This window comes from Micromonospora sp. CA-248089, from assembly GCF_050948515.1.
Lineage (GTDB): Bacteria > Actinomycetota > Actinomycetes > Mycobacteriales > Micromonosporaceae > Micromonospora.
The window spans coordinates 2,944,176-2,969,708 of the sequence record NZ_CP192016.1 but is presented as its reverse complement, the minus strand read 5'-3'; the positions used below and the strand labels follow the sequence as shown (position 1 = coordinate 2,969,708).

Genomic DNA, 25,533 nt, shown 5'->3' with positions numbered 1-25,533 from the left:
GGCGGAGTTCACCTGCCGGCTCCCCTGGGCGTGACCACCGTTCATTCACGTCGTTCAACCCGAAGGGCCGATACCATCTGTGCACGGAACGGGACTCTCGGTGGTGAACATGGACACGGAGCTGTACAGCCGACGCGTCGTCCACCCGACGGAACGCGTCGTCACCGGGCGTCTGGCCCGGTTGATGGAGGGCTACGCCCGGGAGGTCCGGGTCGGGCAGCCGGCGCTGGTCGCGGTGCTGACCGCCGCCGGGGTGGTGGGGCTGCTGCTGAAGGTGGTGCGCGCGTTGCTCAGCAGTGGCGGCGGCGGGGCCCGGCGCAGCTTCAAGGAGCTGAAGAAGGGGCCGGAGTTCCTGGTCACCCCGGTCCGGGTGCGGGACGCTACCGGCCGGCTGGTCGAGGTCGAGCTGCACGGCCACCTGCCGCAGAGCGCGCTGCACCCCGGCGACCACGTCCAGCTCACGTTGCGGCCGCAGCGCGACGAGGACCTGCCACCGCGCATCGAGCGGATCGTCAACCTGACCACCGGGCAGCTGCTGACCCCGCGTACCGCCACCCTCTGGTCGCACCTGGGGCCGGCGCTGCTGCTGCAGGCGATGCTCGGCGCCGTGCTGCTGTTCGGCGTGGCCGCCTGCTCGGCGCTCACCTAGGTTTCCCGGCCGCCGGTGGCGGGCACCGCTGCGGCCATGTTCCCCGGCTTCACGCTCACCGAGATCGACGTCGGCGCGGTGCGCCTGCGCGTACGCCACGGCGGCTCCGGGCCACCGGTGGTGCTGTTGCACGGGCACCCCCGTACCCATGCGACCTGGCACCGGGTGGCGCCCCGGCTGGCCGCGCGGCACACGGTGATCTGCCCGGACCTGCGCGGCTACGGCGGCTCGTCGAAGCCCCCGAGCGACCCGGAACACACCGTCTACTCCAAGCGGGCGATGGCCGCCGACGTGGTCGGACTGCTCGACGCGCTCGGCCACCGCCGGGCCGCGGTGATCGGGCACGACCGCGGCGCGTACGTGGCCATGCGCACCGCCCTGGACCACCCGGACCGGGTGAGCCGCCTCGGCGTGCTGGACGGGGTGCCGATCGGTGAGGCGCTGGCCCGCTGCGACGCCCGGTTCGCCGCCCGCTGGTGGCACTGGTTCTTCCTCGGCCAGCTCGCCAAGCCGGCCGAGCGGGTCATAAACGCCGATCCGGACGCCTGGTACGGCGGATCGCCGGAGGAGATGGGCGAGCAGGCGTACGCCGACTACCGGCGCGCCATCCACGATCCGGCCACCGTGCACGCCATGTGCGAGGACTACCGGGCCGGACTCGGCCCGGACCGGGCGGCGGACGACGCGGACCGGGCCGCCGGCCGCCGGATCGGCTGCCCGGTGCTGTTCGCCTGGTCCGAGCGCGACGACATGGTCGACCTGTACGGCGACCCGGCCGCGATCTGGCGGGACTGGGCCGACGACGTACGGACGGCCTCGATTCCGTCCGGGCACCACATGGCCGAGGAGGCGCCGCGGGAGCTGACCGACGTGCTGGCCGGCTTCCTCGCCGACGAACTCGCCGGGGTCAGCGACCGGCGGGGGTGAGCGGCTGCCGCTGGACCGGGGCCGGCGCGTCGAGCAGGCCCCGGCGGCGCGCCCAGCGCTCGAACAGCACAGTGGCGAACGGAGGCACCGCGCTGGCCAGGGCCAGGCCGGTCTGCATCAGCGTCCAGCGACGCCGCAGGGCGACGACGAGCGTCAACAGGCCGTAGACCACGAACAGCGCGCCGTGGATCGGGCCGAAGATCTTCACGCCGATCTCGTTGCCGGGTGGGCCGTACTTGACCGCCATGCCGGCCAGCAGCGCCGCCCACGAGCATCCCTCGGCGAACGCCGCCACCACGAACGCCCGGATCCACCCGTCGCGCATCAGCCACTCCCCTTCGCCGTCGGCGGCCATGCTAGCCGCCCGCGCCGGGCGCCCCGGACGGAACCCGCCGGCCCGCGACGGGGATCACCGGGGCCGCCACGGGGTACAGAAAAGGCCTCCGGGCCTTTCCTGACCCGCCACTCCGTGCGAGGTTGGGGAGAACCAACGGTGACAGGGTGGTGACCATGGGCGAGGACGTCGGCGTGCGTACCTTCAGCCGGGAGGACCGGGCCCGCTATCGCGAGAAGGTCCGGCGATGCCTGGACGTGTTCGCCGAGATGCTGCGCGAGTCCCGCTTCGACGTGGAGCGGCCGATGACCGGCCTGGAGATCGAGCTGAACCTGGTCGACGACGCCTTCGACCCGGCCATGCGCAACGCCGACGTGCTGGAGGCCATCGCCGACCCGGCGTTCCAGACCGAGCTGGGCCAGTTCAACGTGGAGATCAACGTCGAGCCGCGGCGGCTCGCCGGCACCGGCACCGCCGCGTTCGAGGAGCACGTGCGGGCCAGCCTGAACGCCGCCGAGGAAAAGGCCCGCACGGTGGGCGCGCACATGGTGATGGTCGGGATCCTGCCGACGCTGCGCCCGGAGCACCTGACCGCAGAGACGCTGTCCGCCAACCCCCGGTACGCGCTGCTCAACGAGCAGATCTTCGCCGCCCGCGGCGAGGACCTGCCGATCGCGATCAGCGGGGTGGAGCGGCTGGCCACCACCGCCGACACGATCACGCCGGAGGCGGCGTGCACCAGCACCCAGTTCCACCTCCAGGTCAGCCCCGCCCAGTTCGCCGACTACTGGAACGCCGCGCAGGCGATCGCCGGCATCCAGGTGGCGCTCGGCGCGAACTCCCCGCTGTTCTTCGGCCGGGAGTTGTGGCGCGAGACCCGGGTGCCGCTGTTCCAGCAGGCCACCGACACCCGGGCGGAGGAGATCAAGGCCCAGGGCGTACGCCCGCGGGTGTGGTTCGGCGAACGCTGGATCACCTCGGTGTTCGACCTGTTCGAGGAGAACGTGCGGTACTTCCCGGCGCTGCTGCCGGTCTGCGACGCGGAGGACCCGGCGACCACGCTGCACAGCGGCGGGGTGCCGAAGCTGGCCGAGCTGCGGCTGCACAACGGCACCATCTACCGGTGGAACCGGCCGGTCTACGACGTGCTCAAGGGCCGGCCGCACCTGCGGGTGGAGAACCGGGTGCTGCCGGCCGGGCCGACGGTGCTGGACACGGTCGCCAACGGCGCGTTCTACTTCGGCCTGGTGCGGGCGCTCGCCGAGTCCGACCGCCCGCTGTGGTCGCAGATGTCGTTCAGCGCGGCCGAGGAGAACTTCAACGCCTGCGCCCGGCACGGCATCGACGCCCAGGTGTACTGGCCCGGGCTGGGCTATCTGGCGGTGACCGAGCTGGTGCTGCGCCGGCTGCTGCCGATGGCCCACCACGGGCTGGACCGGTGGGGCGTGGACCCGGCGGAACGGGACCGGCTGCTCGGCATCGCCGAGCAGCGCTGCCTGACCAGCCGCAACGGCGCGACGTGGCAGGTGGAGACGCTGCACCGGCTGGAGTCGGCCGACCACCTGGACCGGCCGGCCGCGCTGCGCGAGGTGGTCCGCCACTACGTCGACTTGATGCACAGCAACCGGCCCGTGCACGAGTGGCCCATCCCCTGACCCGGGCCTCCGGTCAGCGCAACGCGGTCACCGCCGCCCGCGCGGCCTGGGCGACCAGCGCGTCGTCGGGCTCCGCGTCGCGGCTGTCGCGGCTGGTCATGACCGCCAGCACGATCGGCGCCCCGTCGGGCGGCCACACCACGGCGATGTCGTTGCGGGTGCCGTACCCGCCGGTGCCGGACTTGTCCGCCACCTGCCAGCCGGCCGGCACGCCGGCCCGGACCAGCCCGCTGCCGGTGGTGCTGGCCCGCATCCAGCCCAGCAGCAGGTCGCGGTCCGCGGGCGGCAGGGTCTCCCCCAGCGTGTACGCCCGCAGCGAGCCGGCCAGCGCCCGGGGCGTGCTGGTGTCGCGCTCGTCGCCGGGCGTGGCCGCGTTGAGTTCCGGCTCGGTGCGGGCGGGCCGGGTGACGCGGTCGCCCACGTCCCGGAGTGCCCGCGCGAAGCCGGCCGGGCCGCCGAGCGCGTCGAACAGCAGGTTGCCGGCGGTGTTGTCGCTGTACCGCACCGCTGCCTCGGCGGCGTCCCGCAGTGTCATGCCGGTCTCCACGTGCCGTTCGGTCACCGGGGAGTGCGCTACCAGGTCGGCGCGCCGGTAGCGGACCACCCGGTCCCGGTCGGCGTCGGACGTGGCGGCCAGCATCGCGCCGGCCGCGAGGGCCTTGCACGTCGAGGCGTACGCGAACCGCTCGTCGGCCCGGTGCGCGAGGGTGCGGCCGGTGCCGGTGTCGACGGCGTAGACGCCGATCCGGGCACCCGAGCGCCGCTCCAGCGCCGCCAGCTCGGCCGGTGCGGGCACCGGCTCGGCGCTCGGTGTGGCGCTCGGCGTGGATGTGGCCGGGGCGCTGGTGGGCGGCGCGGCTGCGGGCCGGTCCTTCGTGCAGCCGGCCACCAGAACCGTTGCCGTGAGCATCGCCGCCGCGAGCACCTGCCGTCGGATCACCCGTTTCCTCCCCCGTCGTCCGGACCACGCCGTTCTCGGATCATTGTCGCTGATCCCGGTCGGGCCGGTGCTCGCCGCCTGGGCCGGCCCTGTGGCTCGCGCCTCGGCCGGCACCGTGGCTCGCCGCCTCGGCGGGCCCTGTGGCTCGCCGCCTCGGCCGGCAGGGCGGTCCGACGGGGCAGGTCAGCCCGCGATGACGGTGAACGTGACCGCGCCCGCCGCGGCCAGCGGCAGCGCCACCGCAGCGGCGAGCAGCCGCACCCGGGCGGACCGGCCGATCAGCACCACCAGCAGCGCGGCGAGCCCGAGGTCGATGGCGACGTTCCACCACGCTCCGGGATAACCGGAACGCGACTTCAGCGCGAACCGCAGCGCCTCCTCGACGAACACGGCCACCGGCAGCGCGACCCCGACGACGCGCCGCCATCCCTGCGTCCGCGCCCAGATTCCGGCGACGCCGAACACCACGCCCGCCACCACGCCGAACGCCATCCAGACGAACGAGGTGAGCGCCCAGATCACGGCGATGTCGTCGCCCTGGAGCAGCGTCGCCGCCAGGTAGTAGCTGGGCACCGCGACGATCAGCAGGACGGTGGCGGCCACCGCGGCGCGCACCGCGCCCGAGCGGATCCACCAGCCCAGCGCGAACGCGGCCACCGCCCAGGTGGCGGTGGAGTTGCCGAGTTCGGCGAAGGGGAACGGCACCCACTTGATCCAGACGAAGTCCAGGAAACCGAGCAGGAAACCGGCGACGGGTACGACAAGCGCGACGGCGCGACGCGAGGGTGGCATGCGCCGGAGCTTACATACTCGGTATGCTCCCTTCGCCGACAGGGCGACCTACGAGGCCAGACGCCGCTCCGACGGTGCGAGACGGACCGCGGTGTCGGACCGGTTGATCTCGGACCACACCTCGTCGAGGGAGAGGCCGAGGACGTCGGCGATGGCGGCGATGGTGGGGAACGCCGGCGTGGCGACACGGCCGGACTCGATCTTCCGGAGGGTCTCCGGGGAGACTCCGGCGTCGAGCGCGGTGAGCAGCATCGAACGCTCACCCCGGGCGCGGCGCAGGAGCGCGCCGAGGCGCTGCCCGCGCTCGACCTCGGCAGGAGTGAGGGGCAACCGGACCATGCCAGGATTCTAATACCGGGATAACATGGCCGGGATACTTATTGGTCGCGCGAGTGGAAGGCGCCCTGCATGATCGAGATCCTGAGCCCCACCGACGTACGGCGGGCGCGGGACACCGGCGCCCTGGTCGCCCACATCCTGCGGACGCTTCGGAGCAGCACCACCGTCGGCACGAACCTGCTCGACATCGACAGGCAGGCGCAACGCATGATCGTCGAGGCCGGGGCGCAGTCCTGCTACGTCGACTACGAGCCGTCGTTCGGGCGCGGGCCGTTCGGCCACTACATCTGCACCTCGGTCAACGACGCGGTCCTGCACGGGCTGCCGCACGACTACGCGCTCGCCGACGGCGACCTGCTCAGCCTCGACCTGGCCGTCTCGCTGGGCGGGGTGGTGGCCGACTCCGCGATCAGCTTCATCGTCGGGGACGCCCGGCCCGCGGAGAGCGTCGCGCTCATCGACGCGACCGAGCGGGCGTTGCGCGCCGGGATCGCCGCGGCCCGTCCCGGCGCCCGCGTCGGCGACCTGTCGTACGCCATCGGCTCGGTCCTCACCGAAGCCGGATACTCGGTGAACACCGAGTTCGGCGGCCACGGCGTCGGGTCGACGATGCACCAGGACCCGCACGTGTCGAACACCGGGCGACCCGGGCGCGGCTACACGCTGCGTCCCGGGCTGCTCCTGGCGCTGGAGCCGTGGGTGATGGCGGACACCGCCACGCTCGTCACCGACGCCGACGGGTGGACGCTGCGCAGCGCGACCGGCTGCCGCACCGCGCACAGCGAGCACACCATCGCCATCACCGACGACGGCGCGGAGATCCTGACGCTGCCGAAGCCGTGACCCGGGCCCGACCCCAGGTCAGCGGCCTTGGTCACGCGGGCGCGCACCGCTCCCGCAGGGTCGGGACTCCGGGCCCGGTGAGGTCGTCGCAGTACGCGGCCCGCCCGGCCATCGCCATCATCAGCGCGACAGTGGTGCCGCTGACCAGCGGGCCGGCGCCGGCGGTGAACGGCCCGTCGGTCGCCTCCACCCGCAGGCCCTCGATCGCGCTGCGCCCGGCCACCGTGAAGTCCCGCCCGGCGTAGAACCGGGCAACGGGCGTGACGGCCTCGACCGAGGGCGTCCGGGTCAGGCCGAGCGGCCGCCGGATGTCCTGGGCGTGCACGACCACCTCACCGAGCCACGCCTCGGTCGGCCCGAACGTGGACGTGGTGCTGCCGATGATCCGGCGGAACCGGCCGAGCGTCTCCCCCGGGTCGGCGCCCCGGTGCTCGGCCAGCCGGCGGTCGTTGTGCAGGTCGAAGTCGAACCGGGCGCCGAGCACGCTGGCGACCCAGCGCGCCCGGCCGACGCTCGCCGCCGCCGTCATGTGCGCGAGCGTCTCCTCCACCGTCCACCTGCCGCACAGCGAGCGCCGGGCCCACTGCGCCGCGTCGAGATCGGCGAGGTCGTCGGCCAGGGCGGCGCGCTCGGCGTGCGCGAGCGCCCACAGCTCGCGGCGGGTCAGCGTGTCGGACATGAAACCTCCAGGGTCGGGCCGTCGGAGGTAGGACCGCGCTGCCTGGACGAACTCACCGCTCCCCACTCCGCCGATCTTGGAGTTGTGGTGGTTCGCAAATCTGACATCGGCGACCTTCGAGGCGCCACAACTCCAAGATCGGCGCTGAGGCGGGCGGGCTGCACGTTTGCTGCACGTCCGCTGAACGCTCGCCGGTGACGCTTCTCGTACACATCAACCGCAAGGGAGAAGCGTCATGTCACACCGGTACCTCTCCACCGCCCGTACCGCCGCCTCGGTGATCGGGGCGCTCGTCCTGGCCGCCGCGGGCCTGGCCGGCGGCACCACCCCGGCGTCGGCGGCCTACATCGTCCCCCCCGACTGCGGCCCCTACTCCGGGGCACCGGTGCCGTTCGGATACGACCCGCAGTACGTGCCCGTCGGCGGGCTCTACACCAGCACCAACAGCAACGGCCCGGAGTTCATCATCGGCACAACCGGTTCCGACGTCATCGTCGGAAGCGTCTACGACGACGTCATCTGCGGGCTCGCCGGCAGCGACAGCATCCAGGCCAACAGCGGCGACGACATCGTCTACGGCGGCTTTCACGGCGACGACATCTGGGGCGACCTGGGCAACGACAACCTCCACGGCGACGGTGGCGTCGACACCATCCACGGCGACCGCTTCATCGGGCCCAGCGCCCTGGACGGCGACGACCGCGTGGACGGCGGCAGCAACGACGACCACCTCTTCGGCGACCAGGGCGTGGACACCCTGGTCGGCGGCCCCGGCTGGGACGACGGCAACTGCGGCCCGGACGCGGTGATCGACGATTTCCGGCCCACGCTGGATCTCCCGATCAACTGCCCGTGATCCCGCCGGCACGGCGGTCCGCGCACCGGGAGACCGGGAACGCGGACCGTCGCGCTGCCGCCTGTCGGATCGTCGTCACGCCCGGTCCGACCACCACCGTCCGCGGCTACCGTGACAGTCCGTGGCGGTGGAGTTCCGGGTGCTCGGCGACCTGGACGTCCGGGTCGACGGCCGGGCGGTCCGGATCGGTCACGCCCGTCAACAGTGTGTCCTCGCCGCTCTGCTGGTCGAGCCCAACCGGGTCGTCGCGACCGGGCAGCTGATCAGCCGGGTCTGGGGCGACGAGGTGCCGGACGGGGCCGCCGCCACGCTGCGTGGCTACCTGTCGCGGCTGCGGCACGCGCTGGCCGGCACGGACGACGTCCGCATCGTCCGGCGTCATCCCGGCTACCTGCTCGCCGTCGACCCGGACCGCGTCGACCTGCACCGCTTCCGCTCGCTGACCGAGCAGGCCCGGCGCGCCGAGGACGACGCGACAGCGATCAGCGCTCTGGAGCGGGCGCTCGGACTCTGGCGCGGCGAGGCGTTCGACGGGCTGACCACGCCGTGGCTGGCGGCCTACCGGCAGACCCTCGACCGGCAGCGACTCGCGGCCGCACTGGACCGCAACGACATCGCGCTGCGCCGGGGCACGCACGCCCGTCTCCTCCCCGACGTCCTGGATCTGAGCGGCCGGTACCCGTGGGACGAGCGCCTGGCGGCGCAGGCGATGCTCGCGTTGTACCGGTGCGGGCGGCAGGCCGACGCGTTGGAGCACTTCCACCGGCTGCGCCGGAGGCTGGCCGCCGAGATCGGCGCCGACCCCAGCCCGCCGCTGGCACAGCTCTACCAGCAGATCCTCACCGCCGACGCGGCGATCGCGCCGCCGGACCTCCCGGCAGACGGGGAACCGGGCACGCCGGCCACCGACCGGTCGCCCGGCGCGGCCCGGGATGCGAGTACCGTGCCCCGGCAGTTACCCGCGTCACCAGGGGTCTTCGCCGGCCGTACCGCCCAGCTCGCGCGCCTCGACGAGCAACTCGCCGACGCGGGCCACCCGGACGGCGCCGGGTCACCGGTGGTGATCTCGTCCATAGGGGGCGGCGGTGGCGTCGGCAAGACCTGGCTGGCGCTGCGCTGGGCGCACGCCAACGCCGGCCGCTTCCCCGACGGGCAGCTCTACGTCAACCTGCGCGGCTTCGACCCGACCGGGGACCCGGTCGGTTGGCCGGTGGCCGTGCGCGGCTTCCTCGAGGCGCTCGGCGTCGAACCGGCACGCGTCCCGGCCGATCCGGAGGTCCAGGCGTCGCTGTACCGCACGCTCGTCGCCGGCCGGCGGATGCTGATCGTCCTCGACGACGCCCGCGACGCCGCCACGGTGGTCCCGCTGCTGCCCGGCACCCCCACGAGCGCGGTCCTGGTGACCAGCCGACGGCAACTGGCCGGCCTCGTCACCACCCACGGCGCGCGGCCGCTGCCGCTGGACGTGCTGCCCGACGACGAGGCCCGCGAGCTGATCGTCCGGCAGGTGGGCGCCGCGCGGGTGGGCGGGCAGCCGGACGCGGTCGCGGACATCCTGCGGTTCTGCGGGGGTCTGCCGCTGGCTCTCGGGATCGTGGCGGCCCGTGCCGCGCTCAACCCGGAACTCGCCCTGTCGTCCGTCGCGGCCGAGCTGACCACCGCGGTCAGCCCGCTGGACGCGCTGACCGGCGACGAGGTGACGACGAACCTGCGGGTGGTGCTGTCCCGCTCGCTGGCGGCGCTCACGCCGGAGGCCGCGGAGGTGTTCACGCTGCTCGGCCTCGCCCCGGGCCCGGACATCGGCCGGGCCGCGGCGGCCGGCCTGACCGCCCGTACGCCGGACGGGTTGCGCCCGCTGCTACGCGAGCTCGTCGACGCGCACCTCGTCCAGGAACACGTCGCGGGCCGGTACCGCATGCACGACCTGGTCCGGACGTACGCGGTCGAGCGGGCGGCCGGGGACGAGGCCGGTTCCCGGTCCGCGCTGTGCCGGCTGGTCGACCACCATCTGCACACCGCGCACGCGGCCGCGCTCCTGCTGTCACCGCAGCGCGACCCGCTGACCCTCACCCCCGCCGCGCCGGGGGTGACCGTCGAACGGCTCGACGACCTGGCGGCGGCGCTGGCCTGGTTCACCCGCGAGCACCAGGTGCTCCTCGCGACCATCGAGTACGCCGCCGGCAACGGCCTCGACGCCGCGGCCGGGCAGCTCTCGTGGACCCTGGCCACGTACTTCGACAGGCAGGGCCACTGGCACGACTGGGCCGCGGTGGCCCGCCGGGCGGTCGAGGCGACCGGGCGCTCGGGTGACCGCCCGGCGCAGGCGCAGGCGCACCGGCTCCTGGCCGGGGCCTGCTCCAACCTCGGCCGGTACGCCGAGGCGCAGCGCAACCTGCTCGCGGCGTTGGACCTGTTCGCCGCCCTGGGCGACGACGAGGGGCGGGCGCACACCCACTTCGACCTCAGCATGCTCCACGACCGGCAGCGGCAACCCCGCGAGGCCCTGCCGCACGCCCGGCGAAGCCTCGCCCTCTACGAACGGGTCGGGAGCCCGCTCAAACAGGCGGTCGCGCTCAACGCGATCGGCTGGTACCACTCGCAGCTCGGCGAGCACCACGACGCGATCACGTTCTGCCGCCGCGCGCTCGCACTGTCCGAGCAGGCCGGGAGCGCGTACGGGCAGGCGAACACGTGGGACAGCATCGGCTTCGCCCACCACCACCTCGGCGAGTACGACCAGGCGGTCGACTGTTTCCACCAGGCCCTCGCCCTGTTCGCCGAGATCGGCGACCGGCATGCCGAGGGCATCGTGCTGGACCACCTCGGCGACACGTGGGCCGCCGCCGGGCGGCCGGACGCGGCCCGGGACGCCTGGCTGCGGTCACTCGCGTTGTACGAGGAACTCGGTCACGCCGCCGCCGAGGCGGTACGGCGCAAACTTCACCCGTGAGCGGTCAGAGCGCCACGATCGCCGCGCTCTCCGGCGGCAGCTCGATGCCGTCACGCATCACGGTGACGCCCTCGGAGGTGGCGAGCAGCACGCGGCGTACCACGCCGGGCAGGTTGATCCGCTGCGCCCGGCCGGCCAGGTTCGCCACCACGAGCGTCTCGCCGCGCCGCATCACCAGGAACCGGTCGCCGTGGCGGACGTCGACCCGGTCCAGCCGTGGGTCGGACAGGTCGGCCCGGGAACGGCGCAGCGCGATCAGCCGCCGGTAGAGGTCGTACGTCTCGCGGTGTTCCGGCTTGTCCAACTCGGCCCAGTCCAGCCGGGACCGCAGGAACGTCTGCGGGTCCTGCGGGTCCGGCACGTCCTCGGTGGCCCAGCCGTGGTCGGCGAACTCGCGTCTGCGGCCGGTGGCGACCGCCACGGCGAGTTCCGGCTCGGGGTGGCTGGTGAAGAACTGCCACGGCGTGGAGGCCGCCCACTCCTCCCCCATGAACAGCATCGGCGTGAACGGCGCGGTCATCAGCAGCGTCGCGCCGACGCGCAGCAGCCCGGGCGACAGGGTGGCGGAGATCCGGTCGCCGGTGGCCCGGTTGCCGATCTGGTCGTGGTTCTGCAGGTACGCCACGAAGCGGTGGCCGGGGGTGCGCTGCCTGTCGACCGGGCGGCCGTGGCTGCGGCCCCGGAAGCTGGACCAGGTGCCGGCGTGGAAGAACCCGCCGGTCAGCACGTCGGTGAGGCATTCGAGGGAGCCGAAGTCGCCGTAGTAGCCCTGCCGTTCGCCGGTGAGCAGCGTGTGCAGCGCGTGGTGGGCGTCGTCGTTCCACTGGGCGTGCAGGCCGTAGCCGCCCGCCTCGCGGGGCGTGATCAGGCGCGGGTCGTTGAGGTCGCTCTCGGCGATCAGCGACAGCGGCCGGCCGAGGTGCGTGGACAGCGCCTCCACCTCGGCGGCGACCTCCTCCAGCCAGTGCACGGCCCGGCCGTCCGGCATGGCGTGCACGGCGTCCAGCCGCAGCCCGTCGACGTGGTAGTCGCGCAGCCAGCCCAGCACGCTGTCGGCGATGTAGCGGCGTACCCCGTCGGAGTGCGGGCCGTCCAGGTTGACGGTGCGGCCCCACGTGTTGCTCTGCTCGGTGAGGTACGGCGCGAACCGCGGCGCGTAGGCCCCGGAGGGCCCGAAATGGTTGTAGACGACGTCGAGGATCACCCCCAGGCCCTTGGCGTGGGCGGCGTCGACGAACCGTTTCAGGCCGTCCGGGCCGCCGTACGGCTCGTGCGGGGCGTACCAGCAGACACCGTCGTAGCCCCAGTTGTACTCGCCGTTGAACGCGTTGACGGGCAGCAGCTCGACCATGTCCACGCCGAGGTCGACGAGGTGGTCGAGCTTGGCGATCGCCCCGTCGAACGTGCCCTCCGGGGTGAACGTGCCGATGTGCAGCTCGTACAGCACGCTGCCGGGCAGCTGCCGGCCGGTCCAGGCGGCGTCGGTCCAGCCGAACGCGGCGTGGTCGTAGAGCCGGCTGGGCCCGTGCACCCCGGCCGGCTGCCAGGCCGAGCGGGGGTCGGGCAGGGCCTGCTCGTCGTCGTCGAGCAGGAACGCGTAGTCGGTGCCGGGCCCGGCGTCGGGCACCTCGACCCGCCACCAGCCGTCCGGCCCCTGACGCATCGCGTGGTCGGCGGCACCGGAAAGGCGCAGCCGCACCCGGGCGGCCTCGGGCGCCCACACCGTGAACTCGGTCATGCGGCGGCCTCCACTGAGTCGGTGGGTGCGAGGAGGGCGACGGGGTAGGTGCTCAGCAGATCATGAAGGAGCAGCTCAGAACCACTGTAGACCCGCCCGGTGAACAAGTCGGTGCACTCGTGAACGGGAAGTGACAGCGCCGTGTCCCGCCAGCCGCCGGAACGGGCCAGCCGCAGCGGCAGCCGGGTCGCCACCGCGACCGCGCCACCACGGTCGAAGGCCACCGCGTGCGCGGCGGCCGGGCCGCGCGCCGGCACCGGCCGGTAGCCGCCGAACAGGTCCGGGCGGTCACGGCGCAGCCGCAGCGTCCGGGACACCACGAGCAGCTTGGCCGCGCCGTCGCCGGCCACCGCGGGCCGCCAGCCGGCGTCGAGCCGGGCCAGCAGGTCCCGGCGTACGGCGAAGTCGACGGGCCGCCTGTTGTCCGGGTCGACGAGCGAGTTCTCCCACAGCTCGGTGCCCTGGTAGACGTCGGGCACGCCGGGCATGGCGAGCTGCACCAGCTTCTGCCCGAGCGCGTTCGACCAGCCGGGCGGGGTGATCTCGGCGGCGAACGCGGTGATCTGGGCGTGCAGTTCCGGGTCGTCGTACATCCGGTCGACCAGGGCGTGCATCTCGTGCTCGAAGGCCGGGTCCGGGTCGGCCCAGCTGGTGGTGACCGACGCCTCCCGGGCGGCCTTCTCGGCGTACCCGTGCAGTCTCTCCCGTTCGATCGGCCACGCCCCGACGGCGGTCTGCCAGAGCAGGTGGGCCAGCGCCGGGTCGGCCAGGGGCGCGCGCGACATCCAGTCGGCGACCCGCTCGGCCCAGCGGCCGGGCAGCTCGGACAGCACCGCGAGGCGGGCGCGGACGTCCTCGCCGCGCTTGGTGTCGTGGGTGGACAGCGCGGTCATGCTCGCCGGACAGCGCACGTGCCGGCTGGCGGCGAACCGGTGCAGCTCGGCCGGGGGCACCCCGAAGTGGGCCGGGCTGCCGCCGACCTCGTTGAGGGCGACGAACCGGCTCCACCGGTAGTACGCGGTGTCCTCCACGCCCTTGGCCATCACCGCGCCGGTCAGCTGCGGGAACCGGGCGGCCAGCTCGTGGCCGGGGTCGCGCAGCCGGGCGGTGACCTGGTCGAGCACGCCGGTCAGGTCGGGGCGGCGGCGGCCCGCCTCGCTGCGGGCGGCGGCCAGGTGCCGGGCACCTTCGGGCGGGTATCCGCGGTAGACCGGGAAGCACGCGGCCAGCTCGGCCAGGGCGGCGCGGACCTGCTCGCCCGGCAGCTCCGGCACGAGCGCGGCCAGGCGGGTCAGCTCGGCGGCGAGCAGCCGGGTGGCGGCCTCCAGCTTGGTGGCGTGCGTCAGGTCCTCCCAGGACGTGTGCCGCCCGGTGAGCCGGCCGTCGAGCGTGGTGAACTCCGGTTCGGCGTCCGGGTCGACGAACAACCCGGACACGGCGGCCAGCGCGTCGTAGCCGGTGGTGCCGTCGACCGGCCAGTCCGGCAGGTCCTCGCCGTACTCCAGGATCTTCTCCACCACCAGCCAGCGTTCCGGCGCGGCGGCGCGCAACCGGGCCAGGTAGCCGGCCGGGTCGCGCAGCCCGTCCGGATGGTCGACGCGGATGCCGTCGACCTCCCCGGCGTCGACCCAGCGCAGGATCTCCGCGTGGGTGGCGTCGAACACCTCCGGTTCCTCCACCCGCAGGCCGGCCAGGTCGGAGACGGCGAAGAACCGGCGGTACGTCAGCTCGGCGTCGCCGCGCCGCCAGTTCACCAGCTCGTAGTGCTGCCGGTCGTGCACCTGGCGGGGCGTGCCGTCGCCGGTGCCGTCGGCGACCGGGAAGCGGTGCTCGTGGTAGCGCAGTTCCCCGTCGACGAGCTTCAGGTCGTCGAGCGCGTCGGCGGTGTCGGCGAGCACCGGCAGCAGCAGCCGCCCGCGGTCCCAGTCGATGTCGAACCAGCGCGCGTACGCCGATTCGCGTCCCCGCCGCAGCACGTCCCACCAGGCCGGGTTGGCGTCGGGGCGGGCCACCCCGGCGTGGTTGGGCACGATGTCCACGACCAGGCCCAGCCCGGCCGCGCACAGCGCCCGGACCAGCCGCGCCCGGGCGGCCTCGCCGCCGAGCTGCGGGTTGACCTCGCGATGGTCGACGACGTCGTAGCCGTGCGTGGAGCCGGGGGTGGCGGTGAGCAGGGGCGCGGTGTAGAGGTGGGTGACGCCGAGCGCGGCGAGGTAGCCCGCCAGCTCGGCCGTGGCGTCCAGGTCGAAGCCGGGACGCACCTGGACCCGGTAGGTCGAGCGGGGGGTGTCGGGCATTGGTCAGGCCGTCCTCTCCAGGACCAGCAGCGAGCGGTCCGGCACGCAGACCGTGCCGCCCGCCTCGACGAGCATCGTCTTCTCCGGATCGGGTTCCGCGGTGCTGATCACCAGCTCCCACCGGGTGCCGAACTCCTCGCCGGGCAGCGTGAAGTCCAGCGGCGCGTCGTGCGCGTTGAACAGCAGCAGGAACGAGCTGTCCCGGTGGCGCTGGCCGTACTGGCCGCGCTCGCCGATGCCGTCGCCGTTGACGAACAGGGCCACCGAGCGGCCGAAGTCGTTGCCCCAGTCCTCGCCGGTCATCTCCCGGCCGTCCGGGGTGTACCAGGCCAGGTCCGGCAGCCCGGAGCCGGCAGCCCGGCCGCCCACCGGCAGGCCGGTGAAGAACCGGCGGCGGCGGAACACCTGGTGCCGGTTGCGGAACTCGGTGAGCCGGCGGACGAAGTCGAGCAGCTCGGTGTCGGCGCGGTCCCAGTCGACCCAGGCGATCTCGCTGTCCTGGCAGTAGGCGTTGTTGTTGCCGCGCTGGGTGCGGCCCAGCTCGTCGCCGTGGCCGAGCATCGGCACGCCCTGGGACAGGATCAGCGTGGCCAGGAAGTTGCGCCGCTGCCGGGCCCGCAGCGCCAGCACGCCCGGGTCGTCGGTGTCGCCCTCGACGCCGCAGTTCCAGGACCGGTTGTGGCTCTCGCCGTCCCGGTTGTCCTCGCCGTTCGCGTCGTTGTGCTTGTCGTTGTAGGAGACCAGGTCGGCGAGCGTGAACCCGTCGTGGCAGGTGACGAAGTTGATGCTGTGGAACGGGCGGCGGCCGTCGTCCTGGTAGAGGTCGGCGGAGCCGGAGATGCGGGAGGCGAACTCGGCGAGCGTGGCCGGCTCGCCGCGCCAGAAGTCGCGGACGGTGTCGCGGTACTTGCCGTTCCACTCGGTCCACTGCGGCGGGAAGTTGCCGACCTGGTAGCCGCCGGGGCCGACGTCCCACGGTTCGGCGATGAGCTTCACCCGGCCGACCACCGGGTCCTGCTGCACCACCTCGAAGAACGTGGACAGGCGGTCCACCTCGTAGAACTCGCGGGCGAGCGTGGCGGCCAGGTCGAACCGGAAGCCGTCGACGTGCATCTCGGTCACCCAGTAGCGCAGCGAATCCATGATCAGTTGCAGTGAGTGCGGGCTGCGCACGTTCAGGCTGTTGCCGGTGCCGGTGTAGTCGACGAAGTAGCGCCGGTCGTCCTCGGAGAGCCGGTAGTAGCTCGGGGTGTCGATGCCCTTGAAGCTCAGCGACGGGCCGAGGTGGTTGCCCTCGGCGGTGTGGTTGTAGACCACGTCGAGGATGACCTCGATGCCGGCGGCGTGCAGCGCCTTGACCATGCCCCGGAACTCCTGCACCTGCTGGCCGAGGCGGCCCAGCGCGGAGTAGCCGTGGTGCGGGGCGAAGAAGCCGATCGTGTTGTAGCCCCAGTAGTTGCGCAGCCCCAGATCGGCCAGGCGGTGGTCGTGCACGAACTCGTGCACCGGCATCAGCTCCACCGCCGTGACGCCGAGCCGCTTGAAGTGCTCGATCATCACCGGCGAGGCGATCGCCGCGTACGTGCCGCGCAGTTCCTCCGGGATGCCCGGGTGGCGCATGGTCAGCCCGCGTACGTGGGCCTCGTAGATCACCGAGTGGTGGTACGGGGTGCGCGGCGGCCGGTCGTTGCCCCAGTCGAAGTACGGGTTCACCACCACCGACTTCGGCATGTACGGCGCCGAGTCGGTGGTGTTCATCCGGTCCGGGTCGCCGCCGACCTCGTAGTCGTAGACCGACGGGTGCCAGGTGATCTCCCCGTCGACCGCCTTCGCGTACGGGTCCAGCAGCAGCTTGTGCGGGTTGCAGCGCAGCCCCTCGGCCGGGTTCCACGGCCCGTGCACCCGGTAGCCGTAGCGCTGGCCGGGCTCGACGCCGGGGATGTACGCGTGCCAGACGTACGCGTCGACCTCCCGCAGCTCCACCCGGCGCTCGGTGCCGATGTCCCACTCGTCGAACAGGCACAGCTCGATCTTCTCCGCCACCTCGGAGAAGATCGCGAAGTTGGTGCCCATCCCGTCGTACGTGGCGCCGAGGGGGTAGCTCTCGCCCGGCCAGACCTGCATGTCGCTCCTTCGGCCCATGATCGTGAGCGCATCGGGCAGGGGGCACCGCCGATGCGCACGCCGGTGATGCCCAGTCGTCGTCGCGGCCAATCCCCCCGTTCGGACCGTAACCGAATCCACCCTCCTGAGAACGGATAGACGTTCGGGTGTCATCCGTCACGATCGCCCTTTTCGAGATGCGCGGCGGCCGCCTATGGACTTTCCTGGATCCGGACCTGCGCCCGCGGGCCCGCTCGGCCGTTCGGCCATCCCTCACCACCGCTCGTCGCCGCCACCGATGCCGGCGTGCCTCACCATGCATGGACGGAGATCCACGTGACCACTCTGCGGGTCGGCGCTCAGCCCGCCACCGCGACGGACCGGCTCCACCGGCCCACCCTCACCTCCCGGCCGGCGCCCCCGTCGCCGGCCGGGGCCGGGCCCCGGACCCGGCGCATCCTGATGCTGTCGTGGGAGTACCCGCCGGTGCTCGTCGGCGGCCTCGGCCGCCACGTCCACGCACTCTCCGTGGCGCTGGCCGCCGCCGGGCACGAGGTCACCGTCGTCACCCGCCACGCCGAGGGCCCTCCCCTCGAGGAGTACGCCGACGGCGTCCGCATCGTCCGCGCCGCCGAGGACCCGGTCACCTTCCCCCTCGCCACCGGCTCGCTGCTCGCCTGGACGATGGCGTTCAACCACACCCTCACCCGGGCCGCGCTGCGCGCCGCCTCCGCCGGCACGTACGACGTGATCCACGCCCACGACTGGCTCGTCGCACACACCGCGATGACGCTGCGCGAGCACCTGGACGTGCCGCTGGTCAGCACCATCCACGCCACCGAGGCGGGCCGGCACCAGGGCTGGCTGCCGGAGGAGATGAACCGCACCATCCACGGCGTCGAGCACTGGCTCGCCGGCGAGTCCGGCCGGGTGATCGTCTGCTCCGGCTACATGCGCGACGAGGTGGGCGCACTGTTCGGCGTCGACGCCGCCCGCGTCGACGTGGTGCCCAACGGCGTCGAGCCGCACCGCTGGCGGGTGCCCGCGTCGGCGGTCGCCGCCGCCCGCGCCCGGTTCGCCGCCGACGGCCCGCTGGTCACGTTCGCCGGCCGCCTCGTGTACGAGAAGGGCGTGCAGCACCTGCTGGCCGGGCTGCCCCGGCTGCGCGAGCGGCACCCCGGGCTGCGCGCGGTGATCGTCGGCGACGGGCCGTACAAGGCGGACCTGGAGGCCGAGGTGCACCGCCTCGGGCTGGGCGGCACCGTCAGCATGCCCGGGTTCCTCGGCGGCACCGACCTGCCCGCCGTGATGGCCGCCTCGGACTGCTTCGCGGTGCCGAGCATCTACGAGCCGTTCGGCATGGTGGCGCTGGAGGGTGCCGCCGCGGGCGCGCCGCTCGCTGTCGCCCGTACCGGTGGGCTGGCCGAGATCGTCGAGCCGGGCGTCACCGGGATGACGTTCGCCCCGCACGACCCGGACGGCCTCGCCGAGGCGGTGCACACGCTGCTGTCGGACCGGGACCGGGCCCGTGCGCTCGCCCGGCGGGCCCGCGCCATGGTGCACGAGCAGTACGGCTGGGCGGCCATCGCGTCCCGTACGGCTGCCGCGTACGCCGCCGCCATCGCCGGCGACCCGGCGTTCACCGCCGCCCGCGCCCAGCACCGCATGGCACACGGCCAGCCCACGCCGCGCGTCCCCGAGGGCAACCTCCTCACCGCCGCCGGCCTCCGCTAGCGCGCCCTTCTCCCCCTCTCCCCCGCGATCTTGCACTTGGTGCCCCCAGGAGGGCCGCAATGCCCGGAAATGCCCGGGCACGGAGTGCAAGATCGGCGGGAGTGGGGCGGGGTGGGGTGGGGGCGCGTACGGGAAAGGCCGCCGGCCTCCGGATGGGGGCGGCGGCCTTTCGCCGGGGTTGCGTCAGCGCTGGGAGGCGGGGACGTACGCCCGCTCGGTGGCACCGGTGTAGATCTGCCGCGGCCGACCGATCTTGGTCTCCGGATCGTTGATCATCTCGCGCCACTGCGCGATCCAGCCGGGCAGCCGGCCCAGCGCGAACAGCACCGTGAACATCTTCGTCGGGAAGCCCATGGCCTTGTAGATCAGGCCGGTGTAGAAGTCCACGTTCGGGTAGAGCCGCCGGGACACGAAGAAGTCGTCGGCGAGCGCGATCTCCTCGAGCTGCACCGCGAGGTCCAGCAGCGGGTCCGGCTTGGCCATCCGGCCGAGCACGTCCTGGGCGGCCTTCTTCACGATGGCGGCGCGCGGGTCGTAGTTCTTGTAGACCCGGTGCCCGAAGCCCATCAGCTTCACGCCGTCCTGCTTGTCCTTCACCTTCTGCACGAAGGAGCGGACGTCGCCGCCGTCGGCCTGGATCTTCTGGAGCATCTCCAGCACGGCCTGGTTGGCGCCGCCGTGCAGCGGGCCGAACAGCGCGTTCACGCCGGCCGAGACCGAGGCGAACAGGTTGGCGTTGCTGGAGCCGACCAGCCGCACGGTCGAGGTGGAGCAGTTCTGCTCGTGGTCGGCGTGCAGGATGAACAGCATGTCCAGCACCCGGGCCACGACCGGGTCGACCTCGTACGGCTCGGCCGGTACGCCGAACGTCATCCGCAGGAAGTTCTCGACGTAGCCCAGCGAGTTGTCCGGGTACAGCAGCGGCTGCCCGATCGACTTCTTGTACGCGTACGAGGCGATGGTGGGGACCTTCGCCATCAGCCGCACCGTGGACATCTCCACGTGCTCGGAGTCGAACGGGTCCAGGCTGTCCTGGTAGAAGGTCGAGATGGCGCTGACGGCCGAGGAGAGCACGGCCATCGGGTGCGCGTCGCGGGGGAAGCCGTCGAAGAAGCGGCGCATCTCCTCGTGCAGCAGCGAGTGCCGCCGGATCCGCTCGCTGAACTCGGTGAGCTGCGTCTGGGTCGGCAGCTCGCCGTAGATCAGCAGGTAGGAGACCTCCAGGAAGGAGGACTTCTCGGCCAGCTGGTCGATCGGGTAACCGCGGTACCGCAGGATGCCGGCATCACCGTCGATGTAGGTGATGGCGGACGAGCAGGACGCGGTGTTCACAAAACCGGGGTCGTACGTGGTCATCCCGGTTTCCTTGAGCAGCTTGCTCACCCCGATCCCGGCGGGGCCCTCAACCGCGGACTGCACCGGCATCGACAGCTGCCCACCGGGGTGGTCGAGCTTGACTTCCGTCATCTGTTCCTCGCTTCGCCGGCAAGATCTTCGTTGAATTGCCTTCGCTTCTACCGTAATCACGGCGCGGAGAACACCGCTCGTCATGGTTTCGGGGTGAGGTGTGCGTCACCTGTTTCCCGGCCAGCCGGTCCGGAAACCGGATGGGAGCGCGGCCATGGGCACGTTCGGGAGGTCCGTCACGACAGCGTGAGCCGCCGCAGCGTCCCGTCGTCGCCGACCCGGTAGAGGTCGAGCCGGTTGGCTCCGGCGGCGAACAGCCGGTCGTCGGCGAGCAGCGCCGCGAAGCGCCGTCCACCGGCGTCCGGCGGCACCACGGGCACCACCGCGCCGACCGTCCCGTTGACCGCCACGGCGAGCCGGGTGCCGTCGGGCACGTCGTCCGGCACGGTGCCCCAGACCATCGCGGGCAGCCCGCCGCCGGCCGGGTCGACGGCGTCGAACGCGTCCCGGTTCGCCACCGTCGCGGATCCGCCGACCGGCACGTCACCGGCCCGGGTGCCGACGAGCGGGTCGACGGGAACCGGCGGGAGCGGGGCGGGCACGCCGCCGGTGACGGTGACCGGCTGGCCGGGGCGGTCGTAGAAGCGTTTGTCGGCCCGCTCGCGCGGCGCCGCCTTCGCCGACCGGCCGTCCATCCGCCACGGCACCCGCATGTGTGTCTCGTCGGCGATCGTGGGCAGCAGGTCGACGTGCTCCCAGTTGCGGTCGTCCACCCGTCCGGTGCGCTGGCCGGGTTCCTTGACGAACATCGGCACCCAGGCCACCTCGTTCGCGGCGTGGTCGATGGCGTCCATCCCCCGCCCCTGCCAGTCCCGGCGGAAGCTGACGCCGTGGTCGGCGGTGACCACCACCAGCGCCTTGTCGTAGAGGCCGGTGGCGCGCAGCGTCCGCAGCGTCTCGCCGATCAGCCGGTCGGTGTAGCCGAGCTGGGCGAGGTGCCGGGCCCGGGCCAGGTCGACCCAGCCGGCGCCGTCGTTCGGCAGGTCGTCCGGCGCCGCGTAGTGCGCCCCGGACGGCAGGTACGCCCACGGCGAGTGCGGCATCAGCAGGTGCAGGAAGTGCAGCGTGGGCCGGGTGTCGGGGCGCAGCCCGGCGAGGAACGAGGTGAACCGGGCGGGCTGGTTGTCGTCGAGGGTGTCCCAGCGGAACTTCGGGTCGTCCGGGACCGGCTCGGCGGCGTCCAGGCCGGCCTCGGCGGCGGTCCGCTCGCGGTAGGAGTCCTCCGGGTCGATCCGGCTGTCCACCGGCGCGGCGATGCGGCCGAGCAGCCTGCCGCTCTCCCGGACCAGCACGCCGAGCCCCTGTTCCGGGGTGGTGGCCTGCTCGCAGCGGCTCGGCGGGCAGAGCCGGGTGATGCTCTCCTCGGCCTTGATCCGGTAGAGGCCGCCGAGCGCGGTGAACAGGTTGTCCGGGTACTGCGAGTAGTGCGGCGCCGATCCCCGCTCCGGGTAGCGCCCGGTGAGCATCGCGGGCAGCGCGTAGGGCGTCCAGCCGCTGACACCGGTGGCGTTGCGGTACCACGTCGACCCGCCGGCCAGCGCCGCGAAGTTCGGGTAGCGGGCGGCGTCGATCCGACCGTCCGGCCCGAGCAGGGAGACGAGCGGCAACTCGTCCAGCACGATCATGACCACCGGCGGGTGCGCGCCCGCGCCGGCCACCCCGGCGGCGCCGCCCTCGCCGCGCGGCAGCACCACCGCCGAGGCCGGCGAGGCGAACAGGAACAACCCGACGAACACCAGCGGCCCGGCGGCGGCGGCCCGCAGCACCCGCCGGGGCGCCCGCCACCGCCGGTGCGCGGCCGCCCCGGCGGCCCCGCCCACACCGGCGACGACAAGCAGGGGTACGCCCCGAAGCGGCGTCAGGTGCCGGCCGACCTGGACCGCCAGCGCGGCGAGCAGCAGGCCCACGAACGCGGTGTGCACGGCGGCCCGGGTGACGCGTCCGGCGGGCAGCGCGAGCGCGCCCAGCAGCGCGAACAGCACTGTCGGCGCGAACGCGATCAGGGCGACCAGGAGCAGCACGTCGGCCCGGGAGGCGCGGTGGAACAGGAAGAAGTCGGGGCTGCGGCCGAGCACGTCGAGCAGCGGCTGGGTGACCACCAGCCCGACCAGTGCCGTCACCTCCGCCAGCCGCGCCGCCTCGGCCCGCCACCACGGCCGGCGCTCCTGCCGGTCCGGTGCGGCCGCGTGATCCCGGGGTGGCGCGAGGGTGCCCTCAGCCACCTACCACCACCTGGTAGAGCGTGCGGGTGCCGGACGGCAGCTCGGTACGGGCGACCACTCGGCCCCGGCGGGCGAGCAGCGCCTCGAAGGCGTCCCGCCGGTAGTCCGGGAACAGGCCGTCCGGCTTGTTCGCCAGCAGGCGGCGGGCCATCGGGTCGTCCGGGTGGACGAACTCCACCACCAGGCTGCCGCCGGTGGCGGTGAGCGCGGTGAGCTGGTCGAGCACCTCGGGCAGCGGGACGTTGCGCCCGATCGCGAGGTGGTGCACCACGGCCAGGGCCAGGACGGTGTCCGCGCGGGCCCGGTCGGTGAACGCGGCCCGCTCGACGCCACGCCAGCCGCCGCCCGGCGACGGGTCGGCCAGGTCCATCACCAGCGGCAGGATGCGCGTCTCGCCCTCGTCGCGCAGCGCGCGGTAGAGCGTGTCGACCACTGCCGGGTCCTGCTCGACCGCGACGACGTGCGCGACGTGCCGGGCGGCGATGCGGGCGTACCGGCCGTCGTTGGCCCCCAGGTCCAGCGCCGCACCTCCTCCGACGGCGGCCACCGCCCGGTCGACGAACTCCTCCTTGGCCTGCCGGTCCGGCACGGAGTACGCGCAGGTGCGCTGGTAGTCCGACCAGTGGCTGTCGCCGGGCCGGTGGTCGAGGCGGCGGACCAGCTTCGTCAGCCCGCGTACCGTGGCCAGCGCCAGCTCCCGGGAGAACCCGGCGGCGCGCAGCTGGGCGCGGACGTCAGTGGTGCTGGCGGCGGAGTTGCGGGCCTGCATGGCGCCGTGCAGGTGCACGTGGGTGGGCACGCCGGCCCGCCAGCGCCGGGTGCCGCCGAACAGCCGGCGCATCTGGTCCGGTTCGACGCCGTCGACGCGGGCGCGCAGGAACGGCTGGAAGTCCAGCCCGAGGTGGGCCTGGATCAGCAGCGGGTAGAGCAGCGTCTGGCAGAACTGCCGGTAGCCGGCCCACGGTTCGCCGTCGCGCAGCGCCTCGAACGAGCCGACGTCGATGAAGACCGGCCGGGCCCCACGCCACTGCACGTTGTACGCCGAGCCGTCCTTGGTGGTGAAGCCGGCCTCGAGGGCGGCCCGCAGCACGTCCAGGTGCAGCAGCGCGGCGTCGCGCAGCATCGCGGACGACCACTCGTAGGGGTGCGAGACGAACGGGATCCGCTCGTGCCGCAGCACCGCGGTCCAGGGCGCGTCGACGGGGGTCGGGGTCAGTTCCTCGGTGCCGACGATCTGCCCGGTGGTGACGGCCTGCCGGAAGAAGTCGGTGACGGACAGCGCCCGCCAGTCCCGGGCGGAGCGCTCGTCGAGCCCGCGCAGCACCTCCTCGCCCCGGTGGAACACCCGGTTGCCGGGGTCGCGGAAGGAGCCGGGTTCGACGCGGACGCCGGTGTCGGGGACCGTCACGCCGCCGGGCCCTGGTCGGTGGGCTGACGCCGGAACCGGGACACCAGGCGGCGCCAGTAGAGCTTGGCGGCAACGGCCACCCCGGCCACCCCGCCGACCACCGCCTGCACGATGAGACTGCCGGATCCCGCGTCCAGGTAGGCCAGATGCGTCACGGCTGTTTTCCTTCCGTCGGTCATCGGAGCACGCCCGGTATGCGAGCTTTATTGCTCAGAGCCGGACTTGTCCCTCACCGTAACGTCTCGACGACCGGCCGCGCGGCCACACCGGCCACTCGTCCCCCGTCCGATCCGTTCAAGACGGGCCGGGCCGGTCGCGCCTACGGTGGCCGCATGACACCGCAGTTCGATCTGGTCGGGACCGTGGTCACCGACATGGCCCGCACGCTCGACTTCTACCGGCGGCTGGGGCTGCCGATCCCGGCCGGCGCCGAGACCGAGGGGCACGTCGAGGTCACCCTGCCGAACGGCGTACGGCTGGCCTGGGACACGGTCGAGGTGATCCGCAGTTTCCATCCCGAGTTCGACCCGTCCGGCGGCAACAACCGGATGAGCCTGGCCTTCCGGTGCGCCGACCCGGCCGAGGTGGACCGGTGGTACGCCGAGCTGACCGGCGCCGGACACCACGGTGAGATGCCGCCGTGGGACGCGTTCTGGGGCCAGCGGTACGCGGTCCTGCACGACCCGGACGGCAACGGCGTGGACCTGTTCGCCCCGCTGCCCGCGGCCGACTAGACAGCCCCGGCGGCCGGCTCGGGTGCGGCCGGCCCCGACTGGTCAGCTCGCCTGCGGGCGGCCCGGGGCCGGGGCGAGCAGCCGGGTCGGCGGCACCCCGGCCAGGTCCCGCACCTCGCGGGTCAGGTGGGCCTGGTCGGCGTACCCGCTGCGCACCGCCACCTCGGCGAGCGCCGCGCCGGTGCGGGCCAGGTCCAGCGCCCGACGCATCCGCAGGATGCGGGCGAGCGTCTTCGGGCCGTACCCGAACAGGGCCCGGCTGCGGCGGTGCAGGGCGCGCGGGCCGAGGCCGACCTCGACGGCGGTCGCGGCGACTGTTGCCCCGGCGGCCAGACGGGCGGCGACGTGCGCGCCGAGCGGGTCGGGGCCACCGGCGGCGCGCAGCCGGGCGCGGGCGACCCCGGTGAGCACCGCGGCGGCCCCGTCGCCCGGCGTGGCCATCGCCACCTCGACCCGCTCGGTCACCTCGGCGGCGGCGCGGCCCCACAGGTCGGCCAGCGGTACGCGGCGGTCCCGAAGCTCCTCGGCCGGCACCCCGAACACGGCCGGGCCGGTACCCGGCGGCAGGCGCAGCCCGATCCACCGGTCCCCCGGCGCGGACCGCGACAGGTGGGCGGTGCGGTCCGGACCCGCGACCAGCAGCCCGGACCGGCTGGACCAGAGCAGATCCAGGCACCCGTCCGGCAGCACCCGCGTCTCACTCCCGCCGGACACGCTGCTCCACAGCACCCCGCCGGGGATCCCCGCCGCCTCCCACTCCCGGTACACACCCCAACCCTGCCACCCTCCCCGTCGATCATGAAGTTGACGGCACCGACGCCCGGCGTGTCGCGCCGCCAACCTCATGATCGACGGGGTGTTCGGGG

21 protein-coding genes are annotated in these 25,533 nt (G+C 73.6%); 8 read left to right on the top strand and 13 right to left on the bottom strand.

The features are described 5' to 3' along the window. Window positions 1-109 precede the first annotated feature (109 nt). Together ACQP26_RS14080 and ACQP26_RS14075 are read left to right on the top strand one after the other, a co-directional pair. Window positions 110-649, top strand: coding sequence for a hypothetical protein (locus ACQP26_RS14080; protein ID WP_433495928.1), 540 nt, complete (start codon window positions 110-112; stop codon window positions 647-649). Window positions 650-685: 36 nt separating this feature from the next. Further along, the gene (locus tag ACQP26_RS14075; RefSeq protein WP_281580001.1) at window positions 686-1,576 is read left to right on the top strand and encodes an alpha/beta fold hydrolase; all 891 of its coding nucleotides are present in this window, start codon (window positions 686-688) and stop codon (window positions 1,574-1,576) included. Here the strand turns inward: ACQP26_RS14075 and ACQP26_RS14070 are convergent. Then, window positions 1,557-1,931, bottom strand: coding sequence for a DUF3817 domain-containing protein (locus tag ACQP26_RS14070; protein ID WP_433495927.1), 375 nt, complete (start codon window positions 1,929-1,931; stop codon window positions 1,557-1,559). The two genes, ACQP26_RS14075 and ACQP26_RS14070, sit on opposite strands and share 20 nt — an antisense overlap. A gap of 155 nt (window positions 1,932-2,086) precedes the next feature. Between ACQP26_RS14070 and ACQP26_RS14065 the strand changes: the two genes are divergently transcribed. Beyond that, window positions 2,087-3,565 carry a glutamate--cysteine ligase gene (locus ACQP26_RS14065; RefSeq protein ID WP_433495926.1) on the top strand — a complete coding sequence of 493 codons (1,479 nt, stop codon included), beginning with the start codon at window positions 2,087-2,089 and terminating at the stop codon, window positions 3,563-3,565. Between the two features lie 13 nt (window positions 3,566-3,578). On the opposite strand, the gene bla is transcribed toward ACQP26_RS14065, so the two are convergent. The 3 genes from bla to ACQP26_RS14050 form a co-directional block, all read right to left on the bottom strand. After that, window positions 3,579-4,475 carry a class A beta-lactamase gene (gene bla / locus ACQP26_RS14060; RefSeq protein ID WP_433496139.1) on the bottom strand — a complete coding sequence of 299 codons (897 nt, stop codon included), beginning with the start codon at window positions 4,473-4,475 and terminating at the stop codon, window positions 3,579-3,581. Window positions 4,476-4,688: 213 nt separating this feature from the next. Continuing rightward, complete coding sequence (locus ACQP26_RS14055; RefSeq protein ID WP_269706519.1) at window positions 4,689-5,297, bottom strand: DUF6518 family protein; 609 nt, start codon at window positions 5,295-5,297, stop codon at window positions 4,689-4,691. 48 nt (window positions 5,298-5,345) lie between these two features. Further along, window positions 5,346-5,636, bottom strand: a complete 291-nt coding sequence (locus ACQP26_RS14050) for a helix-turn-helix domain-containing protein (RefSeq protein ID WP_269706520.1) — start codon at window positions 5,634-5,636, stop codon at window positions 5,346-5,348. Window positions 5,637-5,705: 69 nt separating this feature from the next. Between ACQP26_RS14050 and map the strand changes: the two genes are divergently transcribed. Beyond that, entirely contained in the window at window positions 5,706-6,479 is a 774-nt protein-coding gene (map, locus tag ACQP26_RS14045; RefSeq protein WP_269706521.1) for a type I methionyl aminopeptidase, read from the top strand. A 31-nt stretch (window positions 6,480-6,510) separates the two neighbouring features. Here the strand turns inward: map and ACQP26_RS14040 are convergent, their stop codons facing one another. Next, window positions 6,511-7,158: a maleylpyruvate isomerase family mycothiol-dependent enzyme gene (locus ACQP26_RS14040; protein WP_433495925.1), complete on the bottom strand. Its 648-nt coding sequence runs from the start codon at window positions 7,156-7,158 to the stop codon at window positions 6,511-6,513. 235 nt (window positions 7,159-7,393) lie between these two features. On the opposite strand from ACQP26_RS14040, the gene ACQP26_RS14035 reads away from it, so the two are divergent. Both ACQP26_RS14035 and ACQP26_RS14030 read left to right on the top strand, forming a co-directional pair. Then, window positions 7,394-8,014, top strand: a complete 621-nt coding sequence (locus ACQP26_RS14035) for a calcium-binding protein (protein WP_281578029.1) — start codon at window positions 7,394-7,396, stop codon at window positions 8,012-8,014. 121 nt (window positions 8,015-8,135) lie between these two features. Continuing rightward, window positions 8,136-10,964 (top strand): AfsR/SARP family transcriptional regulator, encoded by a 2,829-nt coding sequence (locus tag ACQP26_RS14030; RefSeq protein ID WP_433495924.1) that lies wholly within the window; start codon window positions 8,136-8,138, stop codon window positions 10,962-10,964. A gap of 4 nt (window positions 10,965-10,968) precedes the next feature. Here ACQP26_RS14030 and treZ read toward each other — a convergent pair whose 3' ends face one another. The 3 genes from treZ to glgX are packed head-to-tail and all read right to left on the bottom strand — an operon-like array spanning window position 10,969 to window position 17,123. Continuing rightward, window positions 10,969-12,702 carry a malto-oligosyltrehalose trehalohydrolase gene (gene treZ, locus ACQP26_RS14025; protein WP_433495923.1) on the bottom strand — a complete coding sequence of 578 codons (1,734 nt, stop codon included), beginning with the start codon at window positions 12,700-12,702 and terminating at the stop codon, window positions 10,969-10,971. Continuing rightward, window positions 12,699-14,999 (bottom strand): malto-oligosyltrehalose synthase, encoded by a 2,301-nt coding sequence (gene treY / locus ACQP26_RS14020; protein WP_433495922.1) that lies wholly within the window; start codon window positions 14,997-14,999, stop codon window positions 12,699-12,701. The genes treZ and treY overlap by 4 nt, the downstream gene beginning before the upstream one ends. A gap of 3 nt (window positions 15,000-15,002) precedes the next feature. Beyond that, window positions 15,003-17,123 (bottom strand): glycogen debranching protein GlgX, encoded by a 2,121-nt coding sequence (gene glgX / locus ACQP26_RS14015; RefSeq protein WP_433495921.1) that lies wholly within the window; start codon window positions 17,121-17,123, stop codon window positions 15,003-15,005. 315 nt (window positions 17,124-17,438) lie between these two features. Here glgX and ACQP26_RS14010 point away from each other — a divergent pair, with 315 nt between their 5' ends. Further along, window positions 17,439-18,836: a glycosyltransferase family 4 protein gene (locus ACQP26_RS14010; RefSeq protein ID WP_281578038.1), complete on the top strand. Its 1,398-nt coding sequence runs from the start codon at window positions 17,439-17,441 to the stop codon at window positions 18,834-18,836. Between the two features lie 183 nt (window positions 18,837-19,019). Here ACQP26_RS14010 and ACQP26_RS14005 read toward each other — a convergent pair whose 3' ends face one another. The 4 genes from ACQP26_RS14005 to ACQP26_RS13990 all read right to left on the bottom strand — a co-directional run bounded on the left by ACQP26_RS14005 (window position 19,020) and on the right by ACQP26_RS13990 (window position 24,088). Next, the gene (locus ACQP26_RS14005) at window positions 19,020-20,303 is read right to left on the bottom strand and encodes a citrate synthase (RefSeq protein ID WP_433495920.1); all 1,284 of its coding nucleotides are present in this window, start codon (window positions 20,301-20,303) and stop codon (window positions 19,020-19,022) included. 176 nt (window positions 20,304-20,479) lie between these two features. After that, complete coding sequence (locus ACQP26_RS14000; protein WP_433495919.1) at window positions 20,480-22,525, bottom strand: sulfatase-like hydrolase/transferase; 2,046 nt, start codon at window positions 22,523-22,525, stop codon at window positions 20,480-20,482. Beyond that, the gene (locus tag ACQP26_RS13995) at window positions 22,518-23,933 is read right to left on the bottom strand and encodes a class I SAM-dependent methyltransferase (RefSeq protein WP_433495918.1); all 1,416 of its coding nucleotides are present in this window, start codon (window positions 23,931-23,933) and stop codon (window positions 22,518-22,520) included. The genes ACQP26_RS14000 and ACQP26_RS13995 overlap by 8 nt, the downstream gene beginning before the upstream one ends. Beyond that, the gene (locus tag ACQP26_RS13990) at window positions 23,930-24,088 is read right to left on the bottom strand and encodes a hypothetical protein (protein ID WP_018787270.1); all 159 of its coding nucleotides are present in this window, start codon (window positions 24,086-24,088) and stop codon (window positions 23,930-23,932) included. The genes ACQP26_RS13995 and ACQP26_RS13990 overlap by 4 nt, the downstream gene beginning before the upstream one ends. A 177-nt stretch (window positions 24,089-24,265) precedes the next feature. Here ACQP26_RS13990 and ACQP26_RS13985 point away from each other — a divergent pair, with 177 nt between their 5' ends. Next, complete coding sequence (locus ACQP26_RS13985) at window positions 24,266-24,667, top strand: VOC family protein (RefSeq protein WP_281578040.1); 402 nt, start codon at window positions 24,266-24,268, stop codon at window positions 24,665-24,667. Between the two features lie 42 nt (window positions 24,668-24,709). Here the strand turns inward: ACQP26_RS13985 and ACQP26_RS13980 are convergent, their stop codons facing one another. Then, on the bottom strand, window positions 24,710-25,435 hold the full coding sequence (locus ACQP26_RS13980; RefSeq protein ID WP_433495917.1) for a helix-turn-helix domain-containing protein: 726 nt from the start codon (window positions 25,433-25,435) through the stop codon (window positions 24,710-24,712). Window positions 25,436-25,533 lie beyond the last annotated feature (98 nt).